General features: G+C 49.6%; 26 protein-coding genes and 1 tRNA gene. 17 read left to right on the top strand and 10 right to left on the bottom strand.

Features of this window, described 5'->3' with window-relative positions; all coding sequences use genetic code 11:
* Positions 1-48: 48 nt before the first annotated feature.
* Together yjeM and epmA are read right to left on the bottom strand one after the other, a co-directional pair.
* A complete protein-coding gene (gene yjeM, locus FEK43_RS06045; RefSeq protein WP_135408712.1) occupies positions 49-1,551 on the bottom strand; it encodes a glutamate/gamma-aminobutyrate family transporter YjeM in 1,503 nt (500 codons plus the stop codon).
* A gap of 218 nt (positions 1,552-1,769) precedes the next feature.
* Complete coding sequence (gene epmA, locus FEK43_RS06050; protein WP_000004771.1) at positions 1,770-2,747, bottom strand: elongation factor P--(R)-beta-lysine ligase; 978 nt, start codon at positions 2,745-2,747, stop codon at positions 1,770-1,772.
* A gap of 324 nt (positions 2,748-3,071) precedes the next feature.
* On the opposite strand from epmA, the gene frdA reads away from it, so the two are divergent.
* The 6 genes from frdA to blc all read left to right on the top strand — a co-directional run bounded on the left by frdA (position 3,072) and on the right by blc (position 8,209).
* Positions 3,072-4,880, top strand: a complete 1,809-nt coding sequence (gene frdA, locus FEK43_RS06055; RefSeq protein WP_130205969.1) for a fumarate reductase (quinol) flavoprotein subunit — start codon at positions 3,072-3,074, stop codon at positions 4,878-4,880.
* Positions 4,873-5,607 carry a fumarate reductase iron-sulfur protein gene (frdB, locus tag FEK43_RS06060; protein ID WP_064525766.1) on the top strand — a complete coding sequence of 245 codons (735 nt, stop codon included), beginning with the start codon at positions 4,873-4,875 and terminating at the stop codon, positions 5,605-5,607. Before frdA ends, frdB begins: the two co-directional genes overlap by 8 nt.
* A gap of 10 nt (positions 5,608-5,617) precedes the next feature.
* The gene (frdC, locus tag FEK43_RS06065; RefSeq protein ID WP_135408710.1) at positions 5,618-6,013 is read left to right on the top strand and encodes a fumarate reductase subunit FrdC; all 396 of its coding nucleotides are present in this window, start codon (positions 5,618-5,620) and stop codon (positions 6,011-6,013) included.
* A 10-nt stretch (positions 6,014-6,023) separates the two neighbouring features.
* A complete protein-coding gene (frdD, locus tag FEK43_RS06070) occupies positions 6,024-6,383 on the top strand; it encodes a fumarate reductase subunit FrdD (protein ID WP_130205967.1) in 360 nt (119 codons plus the stop codon).
* 62 nt (positions 6,384-6,445) lie between these two features.
* A complete protein-coding gene (locus tag FEK43_RS06075; protein WP_135408708.1) occupies positions 6,446-7,588 on the top strand; it encodes a BlaEC family class C beta-lactamase in 1,143 nt (380 codons plus the stop codon).
* Positions 7,589-7,675: 87 nt separating this feature from the next.
* On the top strand, positions 7,676-8,209 hold the full coding sequence (blc, locus tag FEK43_RS06080) for a lipocalin Blc (RefSeq protein WP_130205963.1): 534 nt from the start codon (positions 7,676-7,678) through the stop codon (positions 8,207-8,209).
* On the opposite strand, the gene sugE is transcribed toward blc, so the two are convergent.
* The 4 genes from sugE to efp all read right to left on the bottom strand — a co-directional run bounded on the left by sugE (position 8,206) and on the right by efp (position 9,880).
* Positions 8,206-8,523: a quaternary ammonium compound efflux SMR transporter SugE gene (gene sugE / locus FEK43_RS06085; protein ID WP_130205961.1), complete on the bottom strand. Its 318-nt coding sequence runs from the start codon at positions 8,521-8,523 to the stop codon at positions 8,206-8,208. The genes blc and sugE overlap by 4 nt on opposite strands.
* A gap of 356 nt (positions 8,524-8,879) precedes the next feature.
* Entirely contained in the window at positions 8,880-9,026 is a 147-nt protein-coding gene (gene ecnB / locus FEK43_RS06090; protein ID WP_000239596.1) for a lipoprotein toxin entericidin B, read from the bottom strand.
* A 110-nt stretch (positions 9,027-9,136) separates the two neighbouring features.
* Positions 9,137-9,262 carry a lipoprotein antitoxin entericidin A gene (gene ecnA, locus FEK43_RS06095; RefSeq protein ID WP_064525758.1) on the bottom strand — a complete coding sequence of 42 codons (126 nt, stop codon included), beginning with the start codon at positions 9,260-9,262 and terminating at the stop codon, positions 9,137-9,139.
* Between the two features lie 51 nt (positions 9,263-9,313).
* A complete protein-coding gene (efp, locus tag FEK43_RS06100; protein ID WP_000257278.1) occupies positions 9,314-9,880 on the bottom strand; it encodes an elongation factor P in 567 nt (188 codons plus the stop codon).
* Between the two features lie 41 nt (positions 9,881-9,921).
* On the opposite strand from efp, the gene epmB reads away from it, so the two are divergent.
* Both epmB and FEK43_RS06110 read left to right on the top strand, forming a co-directional pair.
* The gene (gene epmB / locus FEK43_RS06105) at positions 9,922-10,950 is read left to right on the top strand and encodes an EF-P beta-lysylation protein EpmB (RefSeq protein ID WP_130205957.1); all 1,029 of its coding nucleotides are present in this window, start codon (positions 9,922-9,924) and stop codon (positions 10,948-10,950) included.
* A 393-nt stretch (positions 10,951-11,343) separates the two neighbouring features.
* Positions 11,344-12,213: a YjeJ family protein gene (locus FEK43_RS06110; protein WP_130205955.1), complete on the top strand. Its 870-nt coding sequence runs from the start codon at positions 11,344-11,346 to the stop codon at positions 12,211-12,213.
* A gap of 202 nt (positions 12,214-12,415) precedes the next feature.
* Here the strand turns inward: FEK43_RS06110 and FEK43_RS06115 are convergent, their stop codons facing one another.
* From FEK43_RS06115 to FEK43_RS06125, 3 genes are all read right to left on the bottom strand, one after another.
* Positions 12,416-12,769: a DUF4156 domain-containing protein gene (locus FEK43_RS06115; RefSeq protein ID WP_000558209.1), complete on the bottom strand. Its 354-nt coding sequence runs from the start codon at positions 12,767-12,769 to the stop codon at positions 12,416-12,418.
* Between the two features lie 137 nt (positions 12,770-12,906).
* On the bottom strand, positions 12,907-14,553 hold the full coding sequence (gene groL / locus FEK43_RS06120; RefSeq protein ID WP_000729132.1) for a chaperonin GroEL: 1,647 nt from the start codon (positions 14,551-14,553) through the stop codon (positions 12,907-12,909).
* A 43-nt stretch (positions 14,554-14,596) separates the two neighbouring features.
* The gene (locus FEK43_RS06125) at positions 14,597-14,890 is read right to left on the bottom strand and encodes a co-chaperone GroES (protein ID WP_001026276.1); all 294 of its coding nucleotides are present in this window, start codon (positions 14,888-14,890) and stop codon (positions 14,597-14,599) included.
* Positions 14,891-15,165: 275 nt separating this feature from the next.
* Between FEK43_RS06125 and yjeH the strand changes: the two genes are divergently transcribed.
* Positions 15,166-16,422, top strand: coding sequence for an L-methionine/branched-chain amino acid transporter (yjeH, locus tag FEK43_RS06130; protein WP_138158461.1), 1,257 nt, complete (start codon positions 15,166-15,168; stop codon positions 16,420-16,422).
* A gap of 15 nt (positions 16,423-16,437) precedes the next feature.
* Here the strand turns inward: yjeH and FEK43_RS06135 are convergent, their stop codons facing one another.
* Complete coding sequence (locus FEK43_RS06135; protein WP_130258490.1) at positions 16,438-16,914, bottom strand: FxsA family protein; 477 nt, start codon at positions 16,912-16,914, stop codon at positions 16,438-16,440.
* Between the two features lie 336 nt (positions 16,915-17,250).
* Between FEK43_RS06135 and aspA the strand changes: the two genes are divergently transcribed.
* The 8 genes from aspA (at position 17,251) to cadB (ending at position 26,863) form a co-directional block, all read left to right on the top strand.
* On the top strand, positions 17,251-18,687 hold the full coding sequence (gene aspA / locus FEK43_RS06140) for an aspartate ammonia-lyase (RefSeq protein ID WP_130205949.1): 1,437 nt from the start codon (positions 17,251-17,253) through the stop codon (positions 18,685-18,687).
* Between the two features lie 117 nt (positions 18,688-18,804).
* Entirely contained in the window at positions 18,805-20,106 is a 1,302-nt protein-coding gene (gene dcuA / locus FEK43_RS06145; RefSeq protein ID WP_130205947.1) for an anaerobic C4-dicarboxylate transporter DcuA, read from the top strand.
* A 115-nt stretch (positions 20,107-20,221) separates the two neighbouring features.
* Complete coding sequence (gene cutA / locus FEK43_RS06150) at positions 20,222-20,560, top strand: divalent cation tolerance protein CutA (protein WP_064525746.1); 339 nt, start codon at positions 20,222-20,224, stop codon at positions 20,558-20,560.
* The gene (gene dsbD, locus FEK43_RS06155; RefSeq protein ID WP_130259504.1) at positions 20,536-22,233 is read left to right on the top strand and encodes a protein-disulfide reductase DsbD; all 1,698 of its coding nucleotides are present in this window, start codon (positions 20,536-20,538) and stop codon (positions 22,231-22,233) included. Before cutA ends, dsbD begins: the two co-directional genes overlap by 25 nt.
* A 35-nt stretch (positions 22,234-22,268) precedes the next feature.
* Positions 22,269-22,844 (top strand): transcriptional regulator, encoded by a 576-nt coding sequence (locus tag FEK43_RS06160; RefSeq protein WP_001188520.1) that lies wholly within the window; start codon positions 22,269-22,271, stop codon positions 22,842-22,844.
* Positions 22,845-22,950: 106 nt separating this feature from the next.
* Positions 22,951-23,026, top strand: a tRNA-Phe gene (locus FEK43_RS06165).
* A gap of 601 nt (positions 23,027-23,627) precedes the next feature.
* A complete protein-coding gene (cadC, locus tag FEK43_RS06175; RefSeq protein ID WP_130205941.1) occupies positions 23,628-25,166 on the top strand; it encodes a lysine decarboxylation/transport transcriptional activator CadC in 1,539 nt (512 codons plus the stop codon).
* A 362-nt stretch (positions 25,167-25,528) separates the two neighbouring features.
* A complete protein-coding gene (cadB, locus tag FEK43_RS06180; protein WP_130205939.1) occupies positions 25,529-26,863 on the top strand; it encodes a cadaverine/lysine antiporter in 1,335 nt (444 codons plus the stop codon).
* Positions 26,864-26,889: the final 26 nt, after the last annotated feature.

The raw sequence follows: 26,889 nt of genomic DNA on the forward strand, positions 1-26,889 counted from the left end.
ATTCCCTGTCATTACGCCCTATCGTCAGGCCGACGATAGGGCATCTGATTACTCAGCCACCCACTGCGGATTTTTTGCCACTCTGCTGCAATAATTCTGGTAAATCGCCATCGCTAACAGCGAGAAGAAGACAGGGCCGCCAACCATCCACAATGTGCTATCCCAGTCTCCGGCTTCAACCACTGGCTGGATAATTGTGAAAACGTTCGCAAACGTCACCACCAGTACCACCACCACTGTCGCGATCGTTGCCGACATGTGTGTTTTGAAAATCACAAATGGTCTGTCGAGATCCTGACGAGCTTTAAAGAATGGGAAAGCCAGCGCGAGGAACAGATAGGGAAGCGTCATGGAAACGTTCGCCATCAGCGTCAGCTTGTTAAAGAACGCTGATGCAGTACCACCGCCAAACGAAACCAGCAGGATGAAGACAGTAACCAGCCCGCACTGCATCCACATGGCGATAGACGGCATGCCCATGTCGTTCAGGCGCGTCATCGGTTCCGGCCATAACGCTTTCGGCGTACCCTGGATGATCGCTTTTAGTGGCGAGTAGCAAAGAGTAAAGAACGCGCCGGTGTAAGCCAGGAACATCGAAAGCCCGGTAATACGCGCAAACCATACGCCCAGCGACAATGACGCCTCAGGTGACAAATGCAGCACGTTACCCAGCGTCATCCCCAGACTTTTCATCAACACATAGGTGATATTGCCGAGGTTAACGGAACCATTACTTAATACCTGCTGCCAGTTAGTGCTGACGCCCCATAAAAATATCGCCAGCGAATAACCGATTGAAATAACAATAGCGGCAAAAACAATACCTTTGGCAAAGTTCTTTTCTGGGTTTTCTGTTTTATCTACCAGACCACCAACCGCTTCAATTCCGCCGTAAGCGAAAATGGCAAATACCACAAACGATAACATCGCCAGACCGGATTGATATCCTGGATTCGGCGATACCACGAAATTAATATCCTGTGCAAAATGGCCACCATTTAATAACAAAATGGCAATGCTCACTAACAGTAATACTAAATTAAGACACATTACTGCAATACCACCTACTGCAGTAATACGAGCAATTTTATTAATCCCTTTTGAGGCAACCACGGTAACCAGGATCATCCATGCCACCGCCAGCAGACCCACTACCTGCGTTGGCTCCAGGCCAGCAATGCGCCAGTGCTGAGTCATGTCGGTACCGTAGAGGAACGTAGAAAATGGTACCCAGACTTTAGCTGAGGTACTCACCATCCAGATGATATAAGAGGAAAACCACATAAATGTGCCGATAAAGGCGAAACGTGGTCCGACACTATTATTCATCCAGGAATAGATGCCGCCTTCTTCTTTGCGATAGGCCGCGCCCATTTCTGCCATCATTAAGGCAAATGGTATAAAAAATAATAATGCAGAAAATATATAAAAGGGAATCGCACTATACCCCATTAAATAATAAGCTGCCGGACTATTGGCAAACCCAAATACTGAGGTAAAGATCATCAATATGAGTCCTATCAGACTCATCTTTTTTATCGTGTGAGGCATGAAATTATCCTTCGTTTTAGCACATGTATAAAACGCGCGCACTGAACTGCACTACCCATCGATTGACGGGCCGCAATAAAAAAACATACAGAATTGATACCTGGATGATAGCAAATATCCAGTCTTAAATTGTGGCCTTTAGCAGAAAAATGAAAACATCTGCTACAGAATGGCGTTACAGCGCCATTCTGTGTGGTTAATTAGATGATTTTTCAGAATTATGCCCGGTCAACGCTAAAGGCAATCACTTCCGCAAGCGTCTCCGCGCCCAACGCCAGCATCACCAGACGATCAACGCCCAGAGCTACGCCGGAGCAGTCAGGCATACCGACTTTCAGAGCTTCGATGAGGTTTTGGTCGATTGGATGCTGCGGTAAACCACGCGCCGCACGCTTACGGTTATCCTGCTCAAAGCGTTGTTGCTGTTCACGGGCGTCCGTTAATTCGTGGAAACCATTCGCCAGCTCAATACCTTTGTAGTAGACCTCGAAGCGCTCTGCGACCCGATGATCTTCGGTACTGATTTGCGCCAGTGATGCCTGACTGGCAGGGAAATGATAAACAAAGGTCGGTTTTTCTTTACCAATGTTCGGTTCCACACCAAAGGTAAACAGCAACTGCAACAACGTATCACGGTCTTCTTCGGTATCGGCAACGTTGCTCAGATCCAGTTTCGCCGCCACTTCCCGCAGCTGCGTTTTATCAGCTGAGAGCGGATCAATTTCCAGATAACGTAAGAAGGCTTGCTGATAGGAAAGGCTTTCTGCAGCCGGGCAATCCAGTACTTGCTGCAGAAGATCGTCAACTTCGTTCATCAACCGGTACATATCATAATGCGGCCGATACCACTCCAGCATCGTGAACTCAGGGTTGTGATAACGCCCCATCTCTTCATTACGGAAGCTGCGGCACAGCTGGAATACTGGTCCACAACCGGCAACCAGCAGGCGTTTCATGTGATATTCAGGGCTGGTCATTAACCAGAGATTCATCCCCTGGGAGTGTCCGGGGCCAACGAAACGTGTCTCAAACGGGACCAAATGAATATCGGTTACCGTCGCCTGGCTCATACAAGGCGTCTCCACCTCCAGCACTCCACGATCGGCAAAGAAACGACGGATCTCCGCCATAATCGCCGCGCGTTTTAATAAGTTAGGAATGGATGCGCTCGGCTGCCAGGATGCCGTTTCGCTCATAGTGAAATCTCCAGTTTTTAACAAGGGCACGAAGTCTACTCGCAACGCGACGGCGAGACAAATTTTACGCAGGAATCATTCAGCAAGGGGGGGTGACTAAAAAAACCACAATCTGATGGTTTAGTAATTAAATTAATCATCTTCAGTGATAATTTAGCCCGCTTGCGCACTAAAAAAATCGATCTCGTCAAATTTCAGACTTATCCATCAGACTATACTGTTGTACCTATAAAGGAGCAGTGGAATAGCGTTCGCAGACCGTAACTTTCAGGCACTTACCCTGAAGTACGTGGATGTGGGATAAAAACAATCTGGAGGAATGTCGTGCAAACCTTTCAAGCCGATCTTGCCATTGTAGGTGCCGGTGGCGCGGGATTACGTGCTGCAATTGCTGCCGCGCAGGCAAATCCGAATGCAAAAATCGCACTAATCTCAAAAGTATACCCAATGCGCAGCCATACCGTTGCTGCAGAAGGGGGCTCCGCCGCTGTCGCGCAGGATCATGACAGCTTCGATTATCACTTTAACGATACAGTAGCGGGTGGCGACTGGTTATGTGAGCAGGATGTTGTGGATTATTTCGTCCACCACTGCCCAACCGAAATGACCCAACTGGAACTGTGGGGATGCCCATGGAGCCGTCGCCCGGATGGTAGCGTGAACGTACGTCGCTTCGGCGGCATGAAAATCGAGCGTACCTGGTTCGCCGCCGATAAGACCGGCTTCCATATGCTGCATACGCTGTTCCAGACCTCTCTGCAATTCCCGCAGATCCAGCGTTTTGACGAACACTTCGTGCTGGATATTCTGGTTGATGATGGTCATGTTCGCGGCCTGGTAGCAATGAACATGATGGAAGGCACGCTGGTTCAGATCCGTGCTAACGCAGTGGTGATGGCAACCGGTGGCGCTGGCCGTGTTTATCGTTACAACACCAACGGCGGCATCGTTACTGGCGACGGTATGGGTATGGCGCTGAGCCACGGTGTTCCGCTGCGTGACATGGAATTCGTTCAGTATCACCCAACCGGTCTGCCAGGTTCCGGTATCCTGATGACCGAAGGTTGCCGTGGCGAAGGCGGTATTCTGGTCAACAAAAATGGCTACCGTTATCTGCAAGACTACGGCATGGGTCCAGAAACTCCGCTGGGCGAGCCGAAAAACAAATACATGGAACTGGGTCCACGCGACAAAGTTTCTCAGGCCTTCTGGCACGAATGGCGTAAAGGCAACACCATCTCCACGCCGCGTGGCGATGTGGTTTACCTTGACCTGCGTCACCTGGGCGAGAAAAAACTGCACGAACGTCTGCCGTTCATCTGTGAACTGGCGAAAGCTTATGTTGGCGTCGATCCGGTTAAAGAGCCGATTCCGGTACGTCCGACCGCACACTACACCATGGGTGGTATCGAAACCGATCAGAACTGCGAAACCCGCATTAAGGGCCTGTTCGCCGTGGGCGAATGTTCCTCTGTAGGTCTGCACGGCGCAAACCGTCTGGGCTCCAACTCCCTGGCGGAGCTGGTGGTCTTTGGTCGTCTGGCCGGTGAGCAAGCAATGGAGCGCGCATCTACTGCCGGTAATGGCAACGATGCCGCGATCAATGCCCAGGTTGCTGGCGTTGAACAGCGTCTGAAAGATCTGGTTAACCAGGACGGCGGCGAAAACTGGGCGAAGATCCGCGACGAAATGGGCCTGGCCATGGAAGAAGGCTGCGGTATCTACCGTACGCCGGAACTGATGCAGAAAACCATCGACAAGCTGGCGGAACTGCAGGAACGCTTCAAGCGCGTTCGCATCACCGACACTTCCAGCGTGTTCAACACCGACCTGCTTTACACCATTGAGTTGGGCCACGGTCTGAACGTTGCCGAATGTATGGCGCACTCTGCAATGGCACGTAAAGAGTCCCGCGGCGCGCACCAGCGTCTGGACGAAGGTTGCACTGAACGTGACGACATCAACTTCCTCAAACACACCCTCGCCTTCCGCGATGCTGATGGCACTACTCGCCTGGAGTACAGCGACGTGAAAATTACTAAGCTGCCGCCGGCCAAACGCATGTACGGTGGCGAAGCGGATGCAGCCGATAAGGCGGAAGCAGCCAATAAGAAGGAGAAGGCGAATGGCTGAGATGAAAAACCTGAAAATTGAGGTGGTGCGTTATAACCCGGAAGTCGATACCGCACCACATAGCGCATTCTATGAAGTGCCTTATGATGAAACCACCTCATTGCTGGATGCGCTGGGCTATATCAAAGACAACCTTGCGCCGGACCTGAGCTACCGCTGGTCCTGCCGTATGGCGATTTGTGGCTCCTGCGGCATGATGGTTAACAACGTGCCGAAACTGGCATGTAAAACCTTCCTGCGTGACTACACCAACGGCATGAAGGTTGAAGCGTTAGCTAACTTCCCGATTGAACGCGATCTGGTGGTCGATATGACCCACTTCATCGAAAGTCTGGAAGCGATCAAACCGTACATCATCGGCAACTCCCGCACCGCGGATCAGGGTACTAACATCCAGACCCCGGCGCAGATGGCGAAGTATCACCAGTTCTCCGGTTGCATCAACTGTGGTCTGTGCTATGCCGCATGCCCGCAGTTCGGCCTGAACCCAGAGTTCATCGGTCCGGCTGCCATTACGCTGGCACATCGTTATAACGAAGATAGCCGCGACCACGGTAAGAAGGAGCGTATGGCGCAGTTAAACAGCCAGAACGGCGTATGGAGCTGTACTTTCGTGGGCTACTGCTCCGAAGTCTGCCCGAAACACGTCGATCCGGCTGCGGCCATTCAGCAGGGCAAAGTAGAAAGTTCAAAAGACTTTCTTATCGCGACCCTGAAACCACGCTAAGGAGTGCAACATGACGACTAAACGTAAACCGTATGTACGGCCAATGACGTCCACCTGGTGGAAAAAATTGCCGTTTTATCGCTTTTACATGCTGCGCGAAGGCACAGCGGTTCCGGCTGTGTGGTTCAGCATTGAACTGATTTTCGGGCTGTTTGCCCTGAAAAATGGCCCGGAAACCTGGGCGGGATTCGTCGACTTTTTACAAAACCCGGTTATCGTGATCATTAACCTGATTACTCTGGCGGCAGCCCTGCTGCACACCAAAACCTGGTTTGAACTGGCACCGAAAGCGACCAATATCATTGTAAAAGACGAAAAAATGGGACCAGAGCCAATTATCAAAAGTCTCTGGGCGGTAACCGTGGTTGCCACCATCGTAATCCTGTTTGTTGCCCTGTACTGGTAAGGAGCCTGAGATGATTAATCCAAATCCAAAGCGTTCTGACGAACCGGTATTCTGGGGCCTCTTCGGGGCCGGTGGTATGTGGAGTGCGATCATTGCGCCGGTAGTGATCCTGCTGGTTGGCATTCTGTTGCCGCTGGGTCTGTTCCCGGGTGACGCACTGAGCTACGAACGCGTTCTGGCGTTCGCGCAAAGCTTCATTGGTCGCGTATTCCTGTTCCTGATGATCGTCCTGCCGCTGTGGTGTGGTTTACACCGTATGCACCACGCGATGCACGATCTGAAAATTCACGTGCCTGCGGGTAAATGGGTTTTCTACGGTCTGGCTGCTATCCTGACAGTTGTCACACTGATTGGTATCGTTACAATCTAACGTATCGCCAATGTAAATCCGGCCCGCCTATGGCGGGCCGTTTTGTATGGAAACCAGACCTTATGCTCAAAACGACGCTTTGCGCCTTACTGATTACCGTCTCTTGCTCCACTCTTGCCGCACCCCACAGCGAACAACAAATCAACGATATTGTGCATCACACAATTACCCCACTGGTTGAGCACCAAAACATCCCCGGCATGGCCGTTGCAGTGATTTATCAGGGTAAGCCTTATTACTTTACCTGGGGCTACGCGGATGTGGCAAAAAAGCGGCCCGTCACGCAGCAAACGTTGTTTGAGTTAGGCTCGGTCAGTAAAACATTTACGGGCGTGCTTGGTGGCGATGCTATTGCTCGAGGGGAAATCAATCTAAACGATCCCGTCACAAAATACTGGCCTGAACTTACCGCTAAACAGTGGAATGGGATCACACTATTACATCTCGCAACCTACACCGCTGGCGGCCTGCCGTTACAGGTGCCGGATGAGGTGAAATCCTCAAGCGACTTGCTGCGCTTCTATCAAAACTGGCAGCCTGAATGGGCGCCAGGAACACAACGTCTGTATGCAAACTCCAGTATCGGTTTGTTCGGCGCACTGGCTGTGAAGCCATCCGGTTTGAGCTTTGAACAGGCGATGCAAACTCGTGTTTTCCAGCCACTCAAACTCACCCATACGTGGATTAATGTGCCATCAGCGGAAGAAAAGAATTACGCCTGGGGATATCGCGAAGGCAAGGCAGTGCATGTTTCGTCAGGGGCGCTGGATGCTGAGGCTTACGGTGTAAAATCGACGATTGAAGATATGGCCCGCTGGGTACGAAGCAATATGAATCCCCGTGATATCAACGACAAAACACTTCAGCAAGGGATACAACTGGCGCAATCTCGCTACTGGCAAACCGGCGATATGTATCAGGGCCTGGGCTGGGAAATGCTGGACTGGCCGGTAAATCCTGACAGCATCATCAATGGCAGCGACAGTAAAATTGCGCTGGCGACAAGCCCAGTAAAAGCGATTACGCCCCCTGCTCCTGCTGTGCGGTCATCATGGGTGCATAAAACAGGTGCGACCGGTGGATTTGGTAGCTATGTCGCGTTTATCCCAGAAAAAGAGCTGGGTATTGTGATGCTGGCTAACAAAAATTATCCCAATCCAGCGAGAGTTACCGCCGCCTGGCAGATTCTCAACGCTCTGCAGTAAAATTTCATCGGGTCCGAATTTTCGGACCTTTTCTTCGCATTTCCTTGCTGTCATCTACACTTAGAAAAAACCAGTAAGGAAACATTTATGCGCCTGCTCCCTCTCGTTGCCGCAGCGACGGCTGCATTTCTGGTGGTTGCCTGTAGTTCTCCCACACCACCGCGTGGCGTGACCGTGGTAAATAATTTCGATACCAAACGCTATCTGGGCACCTGGTATGAGATTGCCCGTTTTGATCACCGCTTTGAACGTGGACTGGAAAAAGTCACCGCAACATACAGCCTGCGTGATGACGGCGGCCTGAATGTCATTAATAAAGGCTATAACCCTGACAGAGAGATGTGGCAGCAGAGTGAAGGAAAAGCCTACTTTACTGGAGATCCGCGTCGCGCAGCCCTGAAGGTGTCGTTCTTTGGGCCATTCTACGGCGGTTATAATGTCATCGCGCTCGACCGGGAGTACCGCCACGCGCTGGTTTGCGGCCCGGACCGCGACTACCTGTGGATACTCTCTCGCACGCCAACCATTTCTGACGAAGTTAAACAGGAGATGCTGGCAGTCGCAACCCGGGAAGGGTTTGATGTTAGTAAGTTTATTTGGGTACAGCAGCCCGGTAGTTAGTGAGTGCTGAGTTTCAGACCAATAATTCCCACCACAATTAACGCCAGACTCGCCAGGCGCATCGGGTTAGCGGACTCGCCGAGCAGCACAATGCCGGTGATAGCCGCGCCGACTGCGCCAATCCCCGTCCAGACAGCATAAGCCGTCCCTACAGGCAATGACTTCATCGCCCAGGCGAGCAGCGCCATACTGACAATCATCGCCGTCACGGTAATAACACTTGGCGTCAAACGACTAAAGCCGTGGGTATATTTCAGGCCAACAGCCCAGACGACTTCCAGCAAACCAGCAATAAATAAAATAATCCAGGACATATAAAACTCCGGAGAAATGGGGCCGTCCCCGGTGAAAAGAAGCGTTTGCAGGTCGTCCTGCAAAGCTGATGGTTGAACGGATATTTTGCCAGGTGGCAGGGGAATTTCAACTATTACCTTAGTGACTATCGCTGAAAAAATAAACGGTACGACAAACTTGTCGTACCGTTACAGATTGTTGACAAAGTGTCAGTTGTTTATGCCAGATGCGGCGTTAATGCCTTACCCAGCCTACAAAATTGTGCAAATTCAATATATTGTATGGGCTATGTAGGTCTGATAAGCGTAGCGCATCAGGCAATTTTGCCTTTGTCATCAGTATCAACGGCACGACAAAACTGCCGTACCGTTATTGCTTATTGCTGCGCTTTCGTTGCTGCGCCAGAAATCGCGTTACCGCCGTCGGAGATATCTTCACCAACGCCACGCGTGGTGTTGCAGGCAGTCAATACTGTTGAAAGCACCAGAACAGAAAAGATCGCTGCAATTGTCTTCTTCACCATAACGTCTTCCTTTTAGGTAATGTTATTTGTGTTTGCCTATAGCAAATTAATAATAGACAACACCACCGAAAATGACGGAAATCTGATGATTTTTAGGAAGAGAAGAAAAATTAGCTGGCTGCGCGGGAGATGGAATTACCGAGATGTTTAATGTCTTCACCAAAACCGCGAGCGGTGTTACAGCCCGTGAGCAGCGCACTGGCAAGCAAAACAAGAAGGATAAGGCGTTTCATCATCTCTGACCTGAGAAAGTGATGGTGCAGCCCACAGGCCGCACCACAACCGCATTACTTCACGCGAGAGACGTATTCACCAGAGCGGGTATCCACTTTGATGACTTCGCCGATCTGTACGAACAGCGGAACTTTAACCACAGCGCCAGTAGACAGGGTAGCCGGTTTGCCGCCAGTACCTGCGGTATCACCTTTCAGACCCGGATCGGTATCAACGATTTCCAGTTCAACGAAGTTCGGCGGAGTAACGGAGATCGGCTGACCATTCCACAGAGTTACGATGCACTCTGCCTGATCCAGCAGCCATTTAGCATTGTCGCCAATTGCTTTTGCATCAGCAGACAGCTGCTCGAAAGTTTCGTTGTTCATGAAGTGCCAGAACTCACCGTCGTTGTACAGGTAAGTCAGGTTCATATCGACAACATCAGCGCCTTCAGCGGAATCGGTAGATTTGAAGGTTTTTTCTACGCGAGTGCCAGTCAGCAGACGGCGCAGTTTAACGCGAGCGAATGCCTGACCTTTACCCGGTTTCACGAATTCACTGGCTTCAACCGCGTAAGGTTCGCCATCTAACATGATTTTAAGACCAGCACGAAAATCGTTGCTATAGTACGTTGCCATAAGGCCCTCTGAAATTTATTAATTGGTAGCTAAGCCACAAAATGGCGCATATTGTAACCCTAAATACCCCATCCAGAGAAGATTGGTTAGCGCAACTTGCCGATGTTGTGACCGATCCTGATGAACTTCTGCGTCTTTTGAATATAGACGCGGACGAAAAACTGTTGGCCGGACGCAGCGCCAAAAAGCTGTTTGCCCTGCGCGTGCCCCGCTCATTTATCGATCGCATGGAGAAAGGCAATCCAAACGATCCACTTTTGCGTCAGGTACTTACCTCGCAAGATGAGTTTGTCGTCGCGCCCGGATTCTCCACCGACCCGTTGGAAGAACAGCACAGCGTAGTGCCTGGTTTGTTGCATAAATACCACAACAGGGCGCTATTGCTGGTCAAAGGCGGCTGCGCGGTAAATTGCCGCTATTGCTTCCGTCGCCACTTCCCGTATGCCGAAAATCAGGGCAACAAGCGAAACTGGAAGACGGCACTTGAGTATGTTGCTGCGCATCCGGAACTGGACGAGATTATTTTCTCCGGCGGCGATCCGCTGATGGCGAAAGATCACGAACTGGACTGGTTATTAACGCAACTGGAAGCCATCCCACATATCAAACGTCTGCGGATTCACAGCCGTCTGCCGATTGTGATCCCGGCACGCATCACCGAGGCGCTGGTTGAACGCTTTGCCCGTTCTACGCTGCAAATCTTGCTGGTGAATCACATCAACCATGCCAATGAGGTAGATGAAACGTTTCGTCAGGCGATGGCTAAATTGCGCCGTGTCGGCGTCACCCTGCTTAACCAAAGCGTTCTGTTACGTGGCGTGAACGATAACGCGCAAACGCTGGCAAATCTGAGTAATGCACTGTTTGACGCCGGTGTGATGCCCTATTACCTGCATGTGCTCGATAAAGTGCAGGGCGCGGCGCATTTCATGGTGAGCGATGATGAAGCGCGGCAGATTATGCGTGAGTTGCTGACGTTAGTATCGGGATATCTGGTGCCAAAACTGGCGCGCGAGATTGGTGGCGAACCCAGCAAAACGCCGCTGGATCTCCAGCTACGCCAGCAGTAACTGATTAAACAGGGAAGTTAAACATTAAAATTGCCTGATGCGCTACGCTTATCAGGCCTACATCGTGCATTGAAATTGAATGAATTTTCAATGAACTATAGGCCGGATAAGGCGTTTACGCCGCATCCGGCAAGAGCAACAAACGCAGTACAGCGACCTGTCATTTTACAGGGAAGTTTAATCTTTGCCCGTTGCATAACCTTTAATTATTCATATACATTGCTATTTTTACTCTTTATATAGCCAACACCAATAATTAACCTTTCTTTTCTGTTTATATAGAGTGAGCACGGCTATTTATGTTATTTTAACAACTATTACTACCAAGCCCATTTATCTGGCTTATAAATTAAAATTAATTATTTAATTGAGAAATGGTTAGGGAGAACCTACATGGCCATAAGCATCAAGGGTGTTAATACCGGTGTTATTCGCAAGAGTAATAATTTCATTGCACTGGCGCTGAAAATTAAAGAGCCTCGCAATAAAGAATCGTTGTTCTTCATGTCTGTGATGGAACTGCGCGACCTTTTGATAGCGCTGGAAAGTCGTCTGCATCAAAAGCATAAACTGGATGCTGATGCACGCCTTCTGTATGAGCAAGCTCGCGATAAAGTCATTAAGAAAATGGCAGAAAATATCCCGGAAATTCTGGTTGATGAGCTTAAAAATGCCGATATTAATCGCCGGGTTAACGCACTGGAACTTACCGATAATCAGGGCGAAAATCTTAATTTCGCATTAACGCTACATGATGGCAGCAAATGCGAATTAGTGGTCAATGAGTTGCAGATTGAAATGCTGGCGCGAGCAATCATTCATGCAATTAATAATGCAGAAATGCGTGAACTGGCATTACGTATTACGTCGCTATTAGATTTCCTGCCGTTATATGACGTCGACTGCCAGGACAATGGCAATCTGGAATACGACACCTATTCCCAACCAGAATGGAAACATAATCTGTTTAGTCATTATCTGGCCGTACTTTATCGCTTTAAAGATGAAGGTGGCAAAGAGCAATTTAGCGGAGCAGTAGTAAAAACGCGTGAAGCAACAGCGGGTAAAGAAGTGGAGGCTATCACTCGCCGGATGCTTGATTTCAGTCCTCGACTGAAAAAACTCGCGGGTGTGCCGTGTCAGGTCTACGTTCGGACTATGGCAGCCAATAACGCCCAACCACTGACCCAGGATCAATGCCTACGCGCACTGCATCACCTACGCGTTCAATCCATCAGCAAAACTGCACCACAGGCGAAATAATCCCATCTTTGCTAATGCGAGGCTGGAGCCATCCAGCCTGAAATGACCGATAACGTGATCGTCGATCATGCCGGATGCGGCGTAAACGCCTTATCCGGCCTACAAATTCTCAAGCATTCAATCAGTTGCAATGCCTGATGTGGGCCTGATAAGCGAAGCGCATCTGGCAATTATACGTTTGTCACCCAGCCTCAGGATCCCATCAGTTCGGGCACTTATATACCTGACCGATAATCTGGCTGTCAGTCGGGACAAAGCTGGACAACATGCCCTGCGACGGGCTGCTGATACCATAAATCACGTTACCGCCCATTGCTGCCGCCTGGTTGCGCAGATCGTTTGCCGCACCACGCATAGAACCGCCCTCTTCACCGTGTTGCCCGGAAAGCCAGTTACTTTGCTTACCGGTAGCAGTACCAATCAGCTGGCACTCTGCACCTGGTTGCTCGTCCACGATGCGAACGCTCTGTCCGGCAGCGCTCAATTCGTTGCTGGAGCTACAACCCGCCATCAGTAGCGCGGCACCGACAATCCCTGCTAAGTATTTTACGTGCATGTTATTCCCCATAATCAATGAGCTGGACGCAACTCGCGTCGTCCGTGTCTGAATCTTATACTAGAAAGATGACCAAAAGAAAAACCCCCAGACATTTCTGCCCGGGGGTTTCTTTATTTCTGCGAGGTGCAGGGCAATTACATCATGCCGCCCATGCCACCCATGCCGCCCATACCGCCAGCAGCGCCTAAGTCAGCTGCATCGTTTTTCGGCAGGTCGGTAACCATGCACTCAGTGGTGATCATCAGGCCAGCCACAGAAGCTGCGTACTGCAGAGCAGAACGAGTTACTTTGGTTGGATCCAGGATACCCATGTCGATCATGTTGCCGTATTCTTCGGTTGCTGCGTTGTAGCCGTAGTTGCCGTCGCCAGCTTTAACGGTGTTAGCAACAACAGACGGTTCTTCACCGCAGTTCAGTACGATCTGACGCAGCGGAGCTTCCATTGCACGCAGTGCAACTTTGATACCCACGTTCTGCTCTTCGTTCTGACCACGCAGGTCAGCCAGTTTAGACGCTACGCGGATCAGCGCAACACCACCACCAGCAACCACGCCTTCTTCTACCGCAGCACGGGTCGCGTGCAGGGCGTCTTCAACGCGTGCTTTTTTCTCTTTCATTTCAACTTCGGTAGCAGCACCAACTTTGATAACTGCAACGCCGCCTGCCAGTTTCGCTACGCGCTCCTGCAGTTTTTCACGGTCGTAGTCAGAAGTTGCTTCTTCAATCTGCTGACGGATCTGAGCAACACGGCCCTGAATCGCAGCTTCTTCACCCACGCCATCGATGATGGTGGTGGTGTCTTTGTTGATCACAACACGTTTAGCCTGGCCCAGGTCTTCCAGGGTTGCTTTTTCCAGCTCCATACCAATCTCTTCAGAGATTACGGTACCGCCAGTCAGGGTTGCGATATCCTGCAGCATAGCTTTACGGCGATCGCCGAAGCCCGGAGCTTTAACCGCAGCGACTTTCACAATGCCACGCATGGTGTTAACAACCAGAGTTGCCAGCGCTTCGCCTTCAACATCTTCAGCGATGATCAGCAGCGGTTTGCCTGCTTTTGCAACGGCTTCCAGAACCGGCAGCATTTCGCGGATGTTGGAGATTTTCTTGTCAGCCAGCAGGATGAACGGGCTTTCCAGTTCTACTGCGCCAGTTTCCGGCTTGTTGATGAAGTAAGGAGACAGGTAGCCACGGTCGAACTGCATACCTTCAACCACGTCCAGTTCGTCCTGCAGACCAGTACCGTCTTCAACGGTGATAACACCTTCTTTACCGACTTTGTCCATCGCTTCAGCGATCAGTTTACCTACGGTTTCGTCGGAGTTAGCGGAGATAGTACCAACCTGAGCAATCGCTTTAGAGTCGGAGCACGGTACGGACAGCGCTTTCAGTTCTTCAACTGCAGCAGTAACGGCTTTGTCGATACCACGTTTCAGGTCCATCGGGTTCATGCCCGCAGCAACAGCTTTCAGACCTTCAGTGATGATAGCCTGAGCCAGTACGGTTGCGGTGGTGGTACCGTCGCCTGCAGTGTCGTTCGCTTTAGAGGCAACTTCTTTCACCATCTGCGCACCCATGTTTTCGAACTTGTCTTCCAGTTCGATTTCACGAGCAACGGAAACACCATCTTTGGTGATGGTCGGTGCACCGAAAGATTTATCCAGAACTACGTTACGGCCTTTCGGACCGAGGGTAACTTTCACTGCATCTGCCAGTACGTTTACGCCGCGCAGCATTTTCACACGAGCGTCGTTACCGAATTTTACGTCTTTAGCTGCCATTATCTTTATTCCTTAAATTCGTATGTTCAGTGTCGTGCGCGGATTACGCTTCAACAATTGCCAGAATGTCGCTTTCGGACATGATCAACACTTCTTCATTGTCGATCTTCTCAGACTTCACACCGTAGCCATCATTGAAAATTACGATGTCGCCAACTTTCACATCCAGCGGCTTCACTTCGCCATTTTCAAGGATACGGCCATTGCCAACAGCCAGCACTTCGCCACGGGTAGATTTAGCCGCTGCAGAGCCGGTCAGAACGATGCCGCCAGCAGATTTAGTTTCAACTTCTTTACGCTTGACGATCACGCGATCATGCAATGGACGAATATTCATTGATAACTCTCCTTTGAGAAAGTCCGTATCTGTTATGGGTGACGCCGGACCTTACGTGGTTTCCCGGCTGGTGACCAGTGAAATGGGGATGGGCTTCTCCCCCTTCAAGGGGGCAAATGAAAAAAAATTCTGATCAGTACAAAATCGGGTAAAAATCCTGATTCACATCACATTTCATCGCAATTTCTCCATCGCCGCCATACGCGAATCTGATTGTGCTACCATCGAAATCCTGCGCAGTTGCCCAAATTTTGGGCACAATTGGACATTAACCCATGAGTGGACTCAAACAAGAACTGGGACTGGCCCAGGGGATCGGCCTGTTATCAACCTCATTATTAGGCACGGGCGTGTTTGCCGTTCCCGCATTAGCAGCCCTGCTAGCGGGCAATACCAGCCTGTGGGCCTGGCCCGTTTTGATTATCTTAGTGTTCCCGATTGCAATCGTCTTTGCGCTGCTGGGACGCCACTATCCCAGTGCGGGCGGCGTCGCGCACTTCGTTGGCATAGCGTTTGGCTCGCGGCTTGAGCGAGTCACTGGCTGGCTATTTTTATCGGTCATTCCCGTGGGCCTGCCCGCTGCACTACAAATTGCCGCCGGCTTTGGCCAGGCAATGTTTGGCTGGCATAGTTGGCAACTGTTGTTGGCAGAACTTGGTACGCTGGCGCTGGTGTGGTACATCGGCACTCGCGGTGCCAGTTCCAGTGCTAATCTACAAACGGTTATTGCCGGGCTTATCGTCGCGCTGATTGTCGCTATCTGGTGGGCGGGCGATATCAAACCTGTGAATATCCCCTTCCCTGCGCCTGGTAATATCGAACTTTCCGGGCTGTTTGCTGCGTTATCGGTGATGTTCTGGTGCTTTGTCGGTCTGGAGGCATTTGCCCATCTCGCCTCGGAATTTAAAAATCCAGAGCGTGATTTTCCCCGCGCTCTGATGATTGGTCTGTTGCTGGCAGGATTAGTCTATTGGAGCTGTACGGTGGTGGTATTACGCTTCGACGCCTATGGTGAAAAAATGGCGGCGGCAGCATCGCTTCCAAAAATTGTGGTGCAGCTGTTCGGTGTAGGAGCATTGTGGATTGCCTGCGTGATTGGCTATCTGGCCTGCTTTGCCAGTCTCAACATTTATATACAGAGCTTCGCCCGATTAGTCTGGTCGCAGGCGCAACACAATCCTGACCACTACCTGGCACGCCTCTCTTCTCGCCATATTCCGACTAATGCCCTTAATGCCGTGCTCGGCTGTTGCGTGGTGAGCACGTTGGCGATCCATATGTTAGAGATCAATCTGGACGCACTTATCATCTATGCCAATGGCATCTTTATTATGATTTACCTGTTATGCATGCTGGCAGGCTGTAAATTATTGCAAGGACGTTATCGACTACTGGCGGTAATTGGCGGGCTGTTATGTGTTCTGTTACTGGCGATGGTCGGCTGGAAAAGTTTATATGCCCTGATCATGCTGGCGGGGTTATGGCTATTTCTGCCAAAACGAAAAACGCCGGAAAATGGCATAACCACATAATCCGGCGTTTCGTCATTAATCCTGGCGATCGTCTTTATGATCAAGGCGGTCGCGGTCATCATCCTTACGCTGATACTCACCATCAAAAGTATTACCGCCACCGGTTCCGGCACTAAAACCACCGCCCGGCATACGGGAAAAGCGCAAATGCGGCATCAGCTTCACCGTCAGGTGCTTTTGCACTGGCGGTAATAAAAGTAGAAGACCGAGGAAATCGGTGAAAAAGCCCGGTAATAAAAGCAGCAAACCGGCAATGATCAACGAAACACTTTTAATCATTTCCGCCGCTGGGTTTTCTCCCGCCGCCATTTTTTGTTGCATCAGCACAAAATTCTTAAAGCCCTGATTACGTACCAGTGACATACCAATAATTGAGGTGAATATAACCAGCACGAGGGTCAGCAATACCCCAAGGACATGAGCAACCTGAATAAAGATTGAAATCTCAATATAGACATAAAGGAAAACGGCAATAAAAGGTAACCAGCGCAAAGGTTTCTCCTGTAATAGCAACCAGTTAAATCAGGTCGCCTGAATGGGTTGCGAATCGCGTTCAGCTTATATTGTGGTCATTAGCAAAATTTCAAGATGTTTGCGCAACTATTTTTGGTAGTAATCCCAAAGCGGTGATCTATTTCACAAATTAATAATTAAGGGGTAAAAACCAACACTTAAAGTGATCCAGATTACGGTAGAAATCCTCAAGCAGCATATGATCCCGGGTATTCGACTGATGCAGGGGATAATCGTCGGTCGAAAAACATTCGAAACCACATATATTCTGTGTGTTTAAAGCAAATCATTGGCAGCTTGAAAAAGAAGGTTCACATGTCAAACAACATTCGTATCGAAGAAGATCTGTTGGGTACCAGGGAAGTTCCAGCTGATGCCTACTATGGTGTTCACACTCTGAGAGCGATTGAAAACTTCTATATCAGCAACAACAAAATCAGCGATATTCCTGAATTTGTTCGCGGTATGGTAATGGTTAAAAAAGCTGCAGCTATGGCAAACAAAGAGCTGCAAACCATTCCTAAAAGTGTAGCGAATGCAATCATTGCCGCATGTGATGAAGTCCTGAACAACGGAAAATGCATGGATCAGTTCCCGGTAGACGTCTACCAGGGCGGCGCAGGTACTTCCGTAAACATGAACACCAACGAAGTGCTGGCCAATATCGGTCTGGAACTGATGGGTCACCAGAAAGGTGAATATCAGTATCTGAACCCGAACGACCACGTTAACAAATGTCAGTCCACTAACGACGCCTACCCGACCGGTTTCCGCATCGCAGTTTACTCTTCTCTGATTAAACTGGTAGATGCTATTAACCAACTGCGTGAAGGCTTTGAACGTAAAGCTGTCGAATTCCAGGACATCCTGAAAATGGGTCGTACCCAGCTGCAGGACGCAGTACCGATGACCCTCGGTCAGGAATTCCGCGCTTTCAGCATCCTGCTGAAAGAAGAAGTGAAAAACATCGAACGTACCGCTGAACTGCTGCTGGAAGTTAACCTCGGCGCAACTGCAATCGGTACTGGCCTGAACACGCCGAAAGAGTACTCTCCGCTGGCAGTGAAAAAACTGGCTGAAGTCACTGGCTTCCCATGCGTACCTGCTGAAGACCTGATCGAAGCGACCTCTGACTGCGGCGCTTACGTTATGGTTCATGGCGCGCTGAAACGCATGGCTGTGAAGATGTCCAAAATCTGTAACGACCTGCGCTTGCTCTCTTCTGGCCCACGTGCCGGCCTGAACGAGATCAACCTGCCGGAACTGCAGGCTGGCTCTTCCATCATGCCAGCTAAAGTAAACCCAGTTGTTCCGGAAGTGGTTAACCAAGTTTGCTTCAAAGTCATCGGTAACGACATCACTGTTACCATGGCAGCAGAAGCGGGTCAGCTGCAGCTGAACGTTATGGAGCCGGTCATTGGCCAGGCCATGTTTGAATCCGTTCACATTCTGACCAACGCTTGCTACAACCTGCTGGAAAAATGCGTTAACGGCATCACTGCTAACAAAGAAGTGTGCGAAGGTTACGTTTACAACTCTATCGGTATCGTCACTTACCTGAACCCATTCATCGGCCACCACAACGGTGACATCGTGGGTAAAATCTGTGCCGAAACTGGCAAGAGCGTACGTGAAGTCGTTCTGGAGCGCGGTCTGTTGACTGAAGCAGAACTAGACGATATTTTCTCCGTACAGAACCTGATGCATCCGGCTTACAAAGCAAAACGCTATACTGATGAAAGCGAACAGTAATCGTACAGGGTAGTACAAATAAAAGAGGCACGTCAGACGACGTGCCTTTTTTCTTGTGAGTAGTAACTTAAAAACAACAACCTGATATCAACTTGTTAAAAAACAAGGAAGGCTAATATGCTAGTTGTAGAACTCATCATCGTTTTGCTGGCGATCTTCTTGGGCGCCAGATTAGGGGGAATTGGTATTGGTTTTGCAGGTGGATTGGGGGTGCTGGTTCTTGCCGCTATCGGCGTCAAGCCTGGTAACATCCCATTCGATGTCATTTCCATTATCATGGCGGTTATCGCTGCTATTTCTGCTATGCAGGTTGCTGGCGGTCTGGACTATCTGGTTCACCAGACAGAAAAGCTGCTGCGCCGTAACCCGAAATACATCACGATCCTTGCACCGATCGTAACCTATTTCCTGACCATCTTTGCTGGTACCGGCAACATCTCTCTGGCGACACTGCCAGTTATCGCTGAAGTTGCGAAGGAACAAGGCGTTAAACCTTGCCGTCCGCTGTCTACTGCAGTGGTATCCGCGCAGATTGCGATCACCGCATCGCCAATCTCTGCGGCGGTGGTTTACATGTCTTCCGTGATGGAAGGTCATGGCATCAGCTACCTGCATCTGCTCTCTGTGGTCATCCCGTCTACCCTGCTGGCAGTTCTGGTGATGTCCTTCCTGGTAACCATGCTTTTCAACTCCAAACTGTCTGACGATCCGATTTATCGCAAGCGTCTGGAAGAAGGTCTGGTTGAACTGCGCGGTGAGAAACAGATTGAAATCAAACAAGGCGCGAAAGCATCCGTCTGGCTGTTCCTGCTGGGCGTAGTTGGCGTGGTTATCTATGCGATTATCAACAGCCCGAGCATGGGCCTGGTTGAAAAACCGCTGATGAACACCACTAACGCGATCCTGATTATCATGTTGAGCGTTGCAACCCTGACCACTGTTCTTTGTAAAGTGGACACCGACAACATCCTCAACTCCAGCACCTTCAAAGCAGGTATGAGCGCCTGTATTTGTATCCTGGGTGTTGCATGGCTGGGCGATACTTTCGTTTCCAACAACATCGACTGGATCAAAGATACCGCTGGTGAAGTTATTCAGGGCCATCCGTGGCTGCTGGCTGTTATCTTCTTCTTTGCTTCTGCTCTGCTGTACTCTCAGGCTGCAACTGCAAAAGCACTGATGCCGATGGCTCTGGCGCTGAACGTTTCTCCACTGACCGCTGTAGCTTCTTTCGCAGCCGTGTCTGGTCTGTTCATTCTGCCGACCTACCCGACGCTGGTTGCTGCGGTACAGATGGATGACACGGGTACCACTCGTATCGGTAAATTCGTCTTCAACCATCCGTTCTTTATCCCAGGTACTCTGGGTGTTGCCCTGGCCGTTTGCTTCGGCTTCGTGCTGGGCAGCGTGATGCTGTAATGACAAATCGCGGGGCGTTCACGCCCCGCTTTCTTTCCCGCCGACTAACATCCTTTCCCCGTCCGTTGTATAGTGACCTCTCTCTTGCGGTTCCATCTGTTCTTGCGAGGTGTTTATGCTTGATGAAAAAAGTTCGAATACCGCGTCCGTCGTGGTGCTGTGCACCGCGCCGGATGAAGCGACGGCCCAGGAATTAGCCGCCAAAGTGTTGGCGGAAAAACTGGCGGCCTGCGCAACCTTGATTCCTGGCGCTACCTCTCTCTATTACTGGGAAGGTAAACTGGAACAGGAATACGAAGTGCAGATGATTTTAAAAACCACCGTATCTCACCAGCAGGCACTGCTGGAATGCCTGAAGTCTCATCATCCGTATCAAACCCCGGAGCTTCTGGTTTTACCTGTTACACACGGAGACACAGATTACCTCTCATGGCTCAACGCATCTTTACGCTGATCCTGCTACTTTGCAGCACTTCCGTTTTTGCCGGATTATTCGACGCGCCGGGACGCTCACAATTTGTCCCAGCGGATCAAGCCTTTGCTTTTGATTTTCAGCAAAACCAACATGAGCTTAATCTGAGCTGGCAGATCAAAGACGGTTACTATCTTTACCGTAAACAGATCCGCATTACGCCGGAACAAGCGAAAATTGCCGACGTGCAGCTGCCCCAGGGCGTCTGGCATGAAGATGAGTTTTACGGCAAAAGCGAGATTTACCGCGAGCGGCTGACGCTTCCTGTGACCATCAACCAGGCAAGTGCGGGTGCGACATTGACAGTCACTTACCAGGGCTGTGCTGACGCCGGTTTTTGTTATCCGCCAGAAACCAAAACCGTTCCGTTAAGCGAAGTGGTTACTAACAACGCGACGCCACCGTCTGCATCAGTTCCGCAGCAAGAGCAGCCCACCGCGCAATTGCCCTTTTCCGCGCTCTGGGCGTTGTTGATCGGTATTGGTATCGCCTTTACGCCATGCGTGCTGCCAATGTACCCACTGATTTCTGGCATCGTGCTGGGCGGTAAACAGCGGCTCTCCACTGCCAGAGCATTGTTGCTGACCTTTATTTATGTGCAGGGGATGGCGCTCACCTACACGGCACTGGGTCTGGTGGTTGCCGCCGCAGGGTTACAGTTCCAGGCGGCGCTACAGCACCCATACGTGCTCATTGGCCTCGCTATCGTCTTTACCTTGCTGGCGATGTCAATGTTTGGCTTGTTTACTCTGCAACTCCCCTCTTCGCTGCAAACACGTCTCACGCTGATGAGCAATCGCCAACAGGGCGGCTCACCTGGCGGTGTGTTTGTTATGGGGGCGATTGCCGGGCTGATCTGTTCACCATGCACCACCGCACCGCTTAGCGCGATTCTGCTGTATATCGCCCAAAGCGGGAACATGTGGCTGGGCGGCGGCACGCTTTATCTCTATGCGCTGGGCATGGGCCTGCCGCTGATGCTAATTACCGTCTTTGGCAACCGTCTGCTACCGAAAAGCGGTCCGTGGATGGAACAGGTCAAAACCGCATTTGGTTTTGTGATCCTCGCACTGCCGGTCTTCCTGCTGGAGCGAGTAGTTGGTGATGTCTGGGGATTACGCTTGTGGTCGGCGCTTGGTGTCGCGTTCTTTGGCTGGGCCTTTATCACCAGCTTACAGGCCAAACGCGGCTGGATGCGTATTGTGCAAATTATCCTGCTGGCGGCAGCATTGGTTAGCGTGCGCCCACTCCAGGATTGGGCATTTGGCGCGACGCATACCGCGCAAACTCAGGCGCATCTCAACTTTACACAAATCAAAACGGTAGATGAGTTAAATCAGGCACTCGCTGAAGCCAAAGGCAAACCGGTGATGTTAGATCTCTATGCCGACTGGTGCGTCGCCTGTAAAGAGTTTGAGAAATACACCTTCAGCGACCCGCAGGTGCAAAAAGCGTTAGCAGACACGGTCTTACTTCAGGCCAACGTCACTGCCAACGACGCACAAGATGTGGCGCTGTTAAAGCATCTAAATGTCCTTGGCCTACCGACAATTCTCTTTTTTGACGGACAAGGCCAGGAGCATCCACAAGCGCGCGTCACGGGCTTTATGGATGCTGAAACCTTCAGCGCACATTTGCGCGATCGCCAACCGTGAACGACACTTCAGTGGGAAAGACGGAGGAAAATAGCGTGCAACGTGAAGATGTACTGGGAGAAGCCCTGAAATTATTAGAATTACAAGGGATTGCCAACACCACGCTGGAGATGGTTGCTGAACGTGTGGATTATCCACTGGACGAGCTGCGCCGCTTCTGGCCAGACAAAGAGGCGATCCTCTACGATGCCCTGCGCTATCTTAGCCAACAGATAGATGTCTGGCGTCGTCAGCTGATGCTGGACGAAACGCAAACCGCCGAACAAAAGCTGCTGGCACGTTATCAGGCGCTATCGGAGTGCGTTAAAAACAACCGCTATCCGGGCTGTCTGTTTATCGCTGCCTGTACGTTTTATCCCGATCCTGGCCACCCTATTCATCAATTGGCCGATCAGCAAAAAAGCGCGGCCTACGACTTTACCCACGAACTGTTAACCACGCTGGAAGTGGACGATCCGGCGATGGTAGCAAAGCAGATGGAACTGGTGCTGGAAGGTTGTTTAAGCCGAATGCTGGTGAATCGTAGCCAGGCGGATGTCGACACCGCACATCGGCTGGCGGAAGATATCCTGCGCTTCGCTCGCTGCCGCCAGGGTGGCGCACTGACCTGACAGAAACACAGAAAAGAAGCGATTTGCCGCAATCTTAAGCAGTTGAATCGCTTTTACTGAAATTAGGTTGACGAGATGTGCAGATTACGGTTTAATGCGCCCCGTTGCCCGGATAGCTCAGTCGGTAGAGCAGGGGATTGAAAATCCCCGTGTCCTTGGTTCGATTCCGAGTCCGGGCACCAAATTCATATGAACGGACCTCCACGGAGGTCCGTTTTTCGTTTCAGGACGCGACGATTTAACCGTTCTTCCTCCAAATCACTCCCACCAAACTCAACCAAATTCTCCCACATCACCAGCATTTTGCGGGTATACCCCTGTTTGAGAAAATTTGTCCCTGAGCTATGACACTGACTGACGCGAAATGTCGTGCGCCCCCGTGATGCTGTTGAACGTCAAATGACGTCATCAGGAGCGTAACGCATCCATAAACAGAACGCCGACTGATGAGATTTCCTGGATGCGAACAAAGAGAAATGTATCAGTCCGTTTGATCATGCAAAGACTAACAATCCATTAAAATAGTAAGCGTTCCAGGCAATTTTCCGGGGATTATTTTCTGAACGTTTTCTTTGGCAAAGATAATCAATCTTGGTGGTAAGGCAAATTACTTCTGATTCTCATTAAAGTCATTTCGTAAGGCGATGTAATCAAGAGGTTTACGGGTGGTAAAAATAACGTCTCACATTCACCTGTAATATGTAAACGCATCCATCTATAGATGGTAAAAATAGGTTATGGCAATTATCATTGCACCATTCCCTTTTCGAATGAGTTTTTATTATGCAACAACCTGTAGTTCGCGTTGGCGAGTGGCTTGTTACTCCGTCCATAAACCAAATTAGTCGCAATGGGCGTCAACTTACCCTTGAGCCGAGACTAATCGATCTTCTGGTTTTCTTTGCTCAACACAGTGGCGAAGTACTTAGCAGAGATGAACTTATCGATAATGTCTGGAAGAGAAGTATTGTTACCAATCACGTTGTAACGCAGAGTATCTCAGAACTGCGTAAGTCATTAAAAGATAATGATGAAGATAGTCTTGTCTATATCGCTACTGTACCAAAGCGCGGTTATAAATTAATGGTGCCAGTTATCTGGTACAGCGAAGAGGAGGGAGAAGAAATAATGCAATCTTCGCCTCCCCCTATACCAGAGGCGATTCCTGACACAGATTCTCCTTCCCACAGTCTTAACATTCAAAACACCGCAACGCCACCTGAACAATCCCAACTTAAAAGCAAACGATTCACTACCTTTTGGGTATGGTTTTTTTTCCTGTTGTCGTTAGGTATCTGTGTAGCACTGGTGGCGTTTTCCAGTCTTGAAACGCGCCTTCCTATGAGTAAATCGCGTATTTTGCTCAATCCACGCGATATTGACATTAATATGGTGAATAAGAGTTGTAACAGCTGGACTTCCCCGTATCAGCTCTCTTACGCGATAGGCGTGGGTGATTTGGTGGCTACGTCACTTAATACCTTCTCCACTTTTATGGTTCATGACAAAATCAACTACAACATTGATGAACCGAGCAGTTCCGGTAAAACATTATCTATTGCGTTTGTTAATCAGCGCCAATACCGCGCTCAACAGTGCTTTATGTCGGTGAAATTGGTAGACAATGCAGATGGTTCAACCATGCTGGATAAACGTTATGTCATCACTAACGGTAATCAGCTGGCGATTCAAAATGATTTACTGGAGAGTTTGTCAAAAGCGTTAAATCAACCGTGGCCACAACGAATGCAGGAGATGCTCCAACAAATTTTGCCTCATCGTGGTGCGTTATTAACTAATTTTTATCAGGCACATGATTATTTAATGCATGGTGATGATAAATCATTGAACCGTGCCAGTGAGTTATTAGGTGAGATTGTTCAATCATCTCCCGAATTTACCTACGCGAGAGCAGAGAAAGCATTAGTTGATATAGTACGTCATTCTCAGCATCCTTTAGATGAAAAACAATTAGCAGCACTGAACACAGAAATTGATAACATTGCTACACTGCCAGGAATGAATAGTCTGGCCATTCTCTATCAAATAAAAGCGGTCAGTGCTCTGACAAAAGGAAAAACAGACGAATCTTATCAGGCGATAAATACTGGCATTGACCTTGAAATGTCCTGGCTAAATTATGTATTGCTTGGCAAAGTTTATGAGATGAAGGGGATGAACCGAGAAGCTGCTGATGCATATCTCACCGCCTTTAATTTACGCCCAGGAGCAAACACCCTTTACTGGATTGAAAATGGCATATTCCAGACTTCTGTTTCTTATGTTGTTCCTTATCTCGACAAATTTCTCGCTTCAGAATAAACGAATCCTGGGTTGATTCATTCGCGGGGATTTTTAGCGTTAAACGCTTGTATATTTATTGACATAACATGTTGCAGCAATTTATTTGCTGCATAATTTTTTATTACATAAATTTAACCAGCAACTTTCTCGTAATTCATTGTAAATATTGAATGTTTATCTTTTCATGATATCAACTTGCGATTCTGATCTGTTAATGAAGAGCTAAAATAATCACTGACATAAACTTTTGTATTATTTCACCTAATCTTTAGGATTAATCTTTTTTTTTGAGTAGTCTTGTCGCCAGTTTGGTCTGGTCAGTAAATAGTTATACATCATGACCCGGACTCCAAATTCTAAAATGAAATTAGGAGAAGAGCATGAGTTCTGCCAAGAAGATTGGGCTATTTGCCTGTACCGGTGTTGTTGCCGGTAATATGATGGGGAGCGGTATTGCATTATTACCTGCGAACCTTGCAAGTATCGGTGGTATTGCTATCTGGGGTTGGATCATCTCTATTATTGGTGCAATGTCGCTGGCTTATGTATATGCCCGACTGGCAACAAAGAACCCGCAACAAGGTGGCCCAATTGCTTATGCTGGAGAAATTTCCCCTGCATTTGGTTTTCAGACAGGTGTTCTTTATTACCATGCTAACTGGATTGGTAACCTGGCGATTGGTATTACCGCTGTATCTTATCTTTCCACCTTCTTCCCAGTATTAAATGATCCTGTTCCGGCGGGTATCGCCTGTATTGCTATCGTCTGGGTATTTACCTTTGTAAATATGCTCGGCGGTACCTGGGTAAGCCGTTTAACCACTATTGGCCTGGTGCTGGTTCTTATTCCTGTGGTTATGACTGCTATTGTTGGCTGGCATTGGTTTGATGCTGCAACTTATGCAGCTAACTGGAATACTGCGGGTACCACTGATGGTCATGCGATCATTAAAAGTATTCTGCTCTGCCTGTGGGCCTTCGTGGGTGTTGAATCCGCAGCTGTAAGTACTGGTATGGTTAAAAACCCGAAACGTACCGTTCCACTGGCAACCATGCTGGGTACTGGTTTAGCAGGTATTGTTTACATTGCTGCGACTCAGGTGCTTTCCGGTATGTATCCGTCTTCTGTAATGGCAGCTTCCGGTGCTCCGTTTGCAATCAGTGCTTCAACTATCCTCGGTAACTGGGCTGCGCCGCTGGTTTCTGCATTCACCGCCTTTGCGTGCCTGACTTCTCTGGGCTCCTGGATGATGCTGGTAGGCCAGGCAGGTGTACGTGCCGCTAACGACGGTAACTTCCCGAAAGTTTATGGTGAAGTCGACAGCAACGGTATTCCGAAAAAAGGTCTGCTGCTGGCTGCAGTGAAAATGACTGCCCTGATGATCCTCATCACTCTGATGAACTCTGCCGGTGGTAAAGCATCTGACCTGTTCGGTGAACTGACCGGTATCGCAGTACTGCTGACTATGCTGCCGTACTTCTACTCTTGCGTTGACCTGATTCGTTTTGAAGGCGTTAACATCCGCAACTTTGTCAGCCTGATCTGCTCTGTACTGGGTTGCGTGTTCTGCTTCATCGCTCTGATGGGCGCAAGCTCCTTCGAGCTGGCAGGTACCTTCATCGTCAGCCTGATTATCCTGATGTTCTACGCTCGCAAAATGCATGAGCGCCAGAGCCACTCAATGGATAACCACACAGCATCTAACGCACATTAATTAAAAGTATTTTCCGAGGCTCCTCC

Origin of the sequence: Escherichia sp. E2562 (genome assembly GCF_005781075.1) — a bacterium.
Taxonomy (GTDB): Bacteria; Pseudomonadota; Gammaproteobacteria; order Enterobacterales; family Enterobacteriaceae; genus Escherichia.

Excerpts from the sequence above, each read along its gene's own strand:
- FEK43_RS06075 (WP_135408708.1), top strand. The coding sequence starts at position 6,446 with ATGCTCAAAACGACGCTTTGCGCCTTACTGATTACCGTCTCTTGCTCC.
- dsbD (WP_130259504.1), top strand. The coding sequence starts at position 20,536 with ATGGCTCAACGCATCTTTACGCTGATCCTGCTACTTTGCAGCACTTCC.
- frdD (WP_130205967.1), top strand. The coding sequence starts at position 6,024 with ATGATTAATCCAAATCCAAAGCGTTCTGACGAACCGGTATTCTGGGGC.
- frdC (WP_135408710.1), top strand. The coding sequence starts at position 5,618 with ATGACGACTAAACGTAAACCGTATGTACGGCCAATGACGTCCACCTGG.
- aspA (WP_130205949.1), top strand. The coding sequence starts at position 17,251 with ATGTCAAACAACATTCGTATCGAAGAAGATCTGTTGGGTACCAGGGAA.
- epmB (WP_130205957.1), top strand. The coding sequence starts at position 9,922 with ATGGCGCATATTGTAACCCTAAATACCCCATCCAGAGAAGATTGGTTA.
- efp (WP_000257278.1), bottom strand. The coding sequence starts at position 9,880 with ATGGCAACGTACTATAGCAACGATTTTCGTGCTGGTCTTAAAATCATG.
- groL (WP_000729132.1), bottom strand. The coding sequence starts at position 14,553 with ATGGCAGCTAAAGACGTAAAATTCGGTAACGACGCTCGTGTGAAAATG.
- yjeH (WP_138158461.1), top strand. The coding sequence starts at position 15,166 with ATGAGTGGACTCAAACAAGAACTGGGACTGGCCCAGGGGATCGGCCTG.
- cutA (WP_064525746.1), top strand. The coding sequence starts at position 20,222 with ATGCTTGATGAAAAAAGTTCGAATACCGCGTCCGTCGTGGTGCTGTGC.
- FEK43_RS06125 (WP_001026276.1), bottom strand. The coding sequence starts at position 14,890 with ATGAATATTCGTCCATTGCATGATCGCGTGATCGTCAAGCGTAAAGAA.
- blc (WP_130205963.1), top strand. The coding sequence starts at position 7,676 with ATGCGCCTGCTCCCTCTCGTTGCCGCAGCGACGGCTGCATTTCTGGTG.
- sugE (WP_130205961.1), bottom strand. The coding sequence starts at position 8,523 with ATGTCCTGGATTATTTTATTTATTGCTGGTTTGCTGGAAGTCGTCTGG.
- cadC (WP_130205941.1), top strand. The coding sequence starts at position 23,628 with ATGCAACAACCTGTAGTTCGCGTTGGCGAGTGGCTTGTTACTCCGTCC.
- ecnB (WP_000239596.1), bottom strand. The coding sequence starts at position 9,026 with ATGGTGAAGAAGACAATTGCAGCGATCTTTTCTGTTCTGGTGCTTTCA.
- FEK43_RS06115 (WP_000558209.1), bottom strand. The coding sequence starts at position 12,769 with ATGCACGTAAAATACTTAGCAGGGATTGTCGGTGCCGCGCTACTGATG.
- epmA (WP_000004771.1), bottom strand. The coding sequence starts at position 2,747 with ATGAGCGAAACGGCATCCTGGCAGCCGAGCGCATCCATTCCTAACTTA.
- frdB (WP_064525766.1), top strand. The coding sequence starts at position 4,873 with ATGGCTGAGATGAAAAACCTGAAAATTGAGGTGGTGCGTTATAACCCG.
- cadB (WP_130205939.1), top strand. The coding sequence starts at position 25,529 with ATGAGTTCTGCCAAGAAGATTGGGCTATTTGCCTGTACCGGTGTTGTT.
- dcuA (WP_130205947.1), top strand. The coding sequence starts at position 18,805 with ATGCTAGTTGTAGAACTCATCATCGTTTTGCTGGCGATCTTCTTGGGC.
- yjeM (WP_135408712.1), bottom strand. The coding sequence starts at position 1,551 with ATGCCTCACACGATAAAAAAGATGAGTCTGATAGGACTCATATTGATG.
- FEK43_RS06110 (WP_130205955.1), top strand. The coding sequence starts at position 11,344 with ATGGCCATAAGCATCAAGGGTGTTAATACCGGTGTTATTCGCAAGAGT.
- ecnA (WP_064525758.1), bottom strand. The coding sequence starts at position 9,262 with ATGATGAAACGCCTTATCCTTCTTGTTTTGCTTGCCAGTGCGCTGCTC.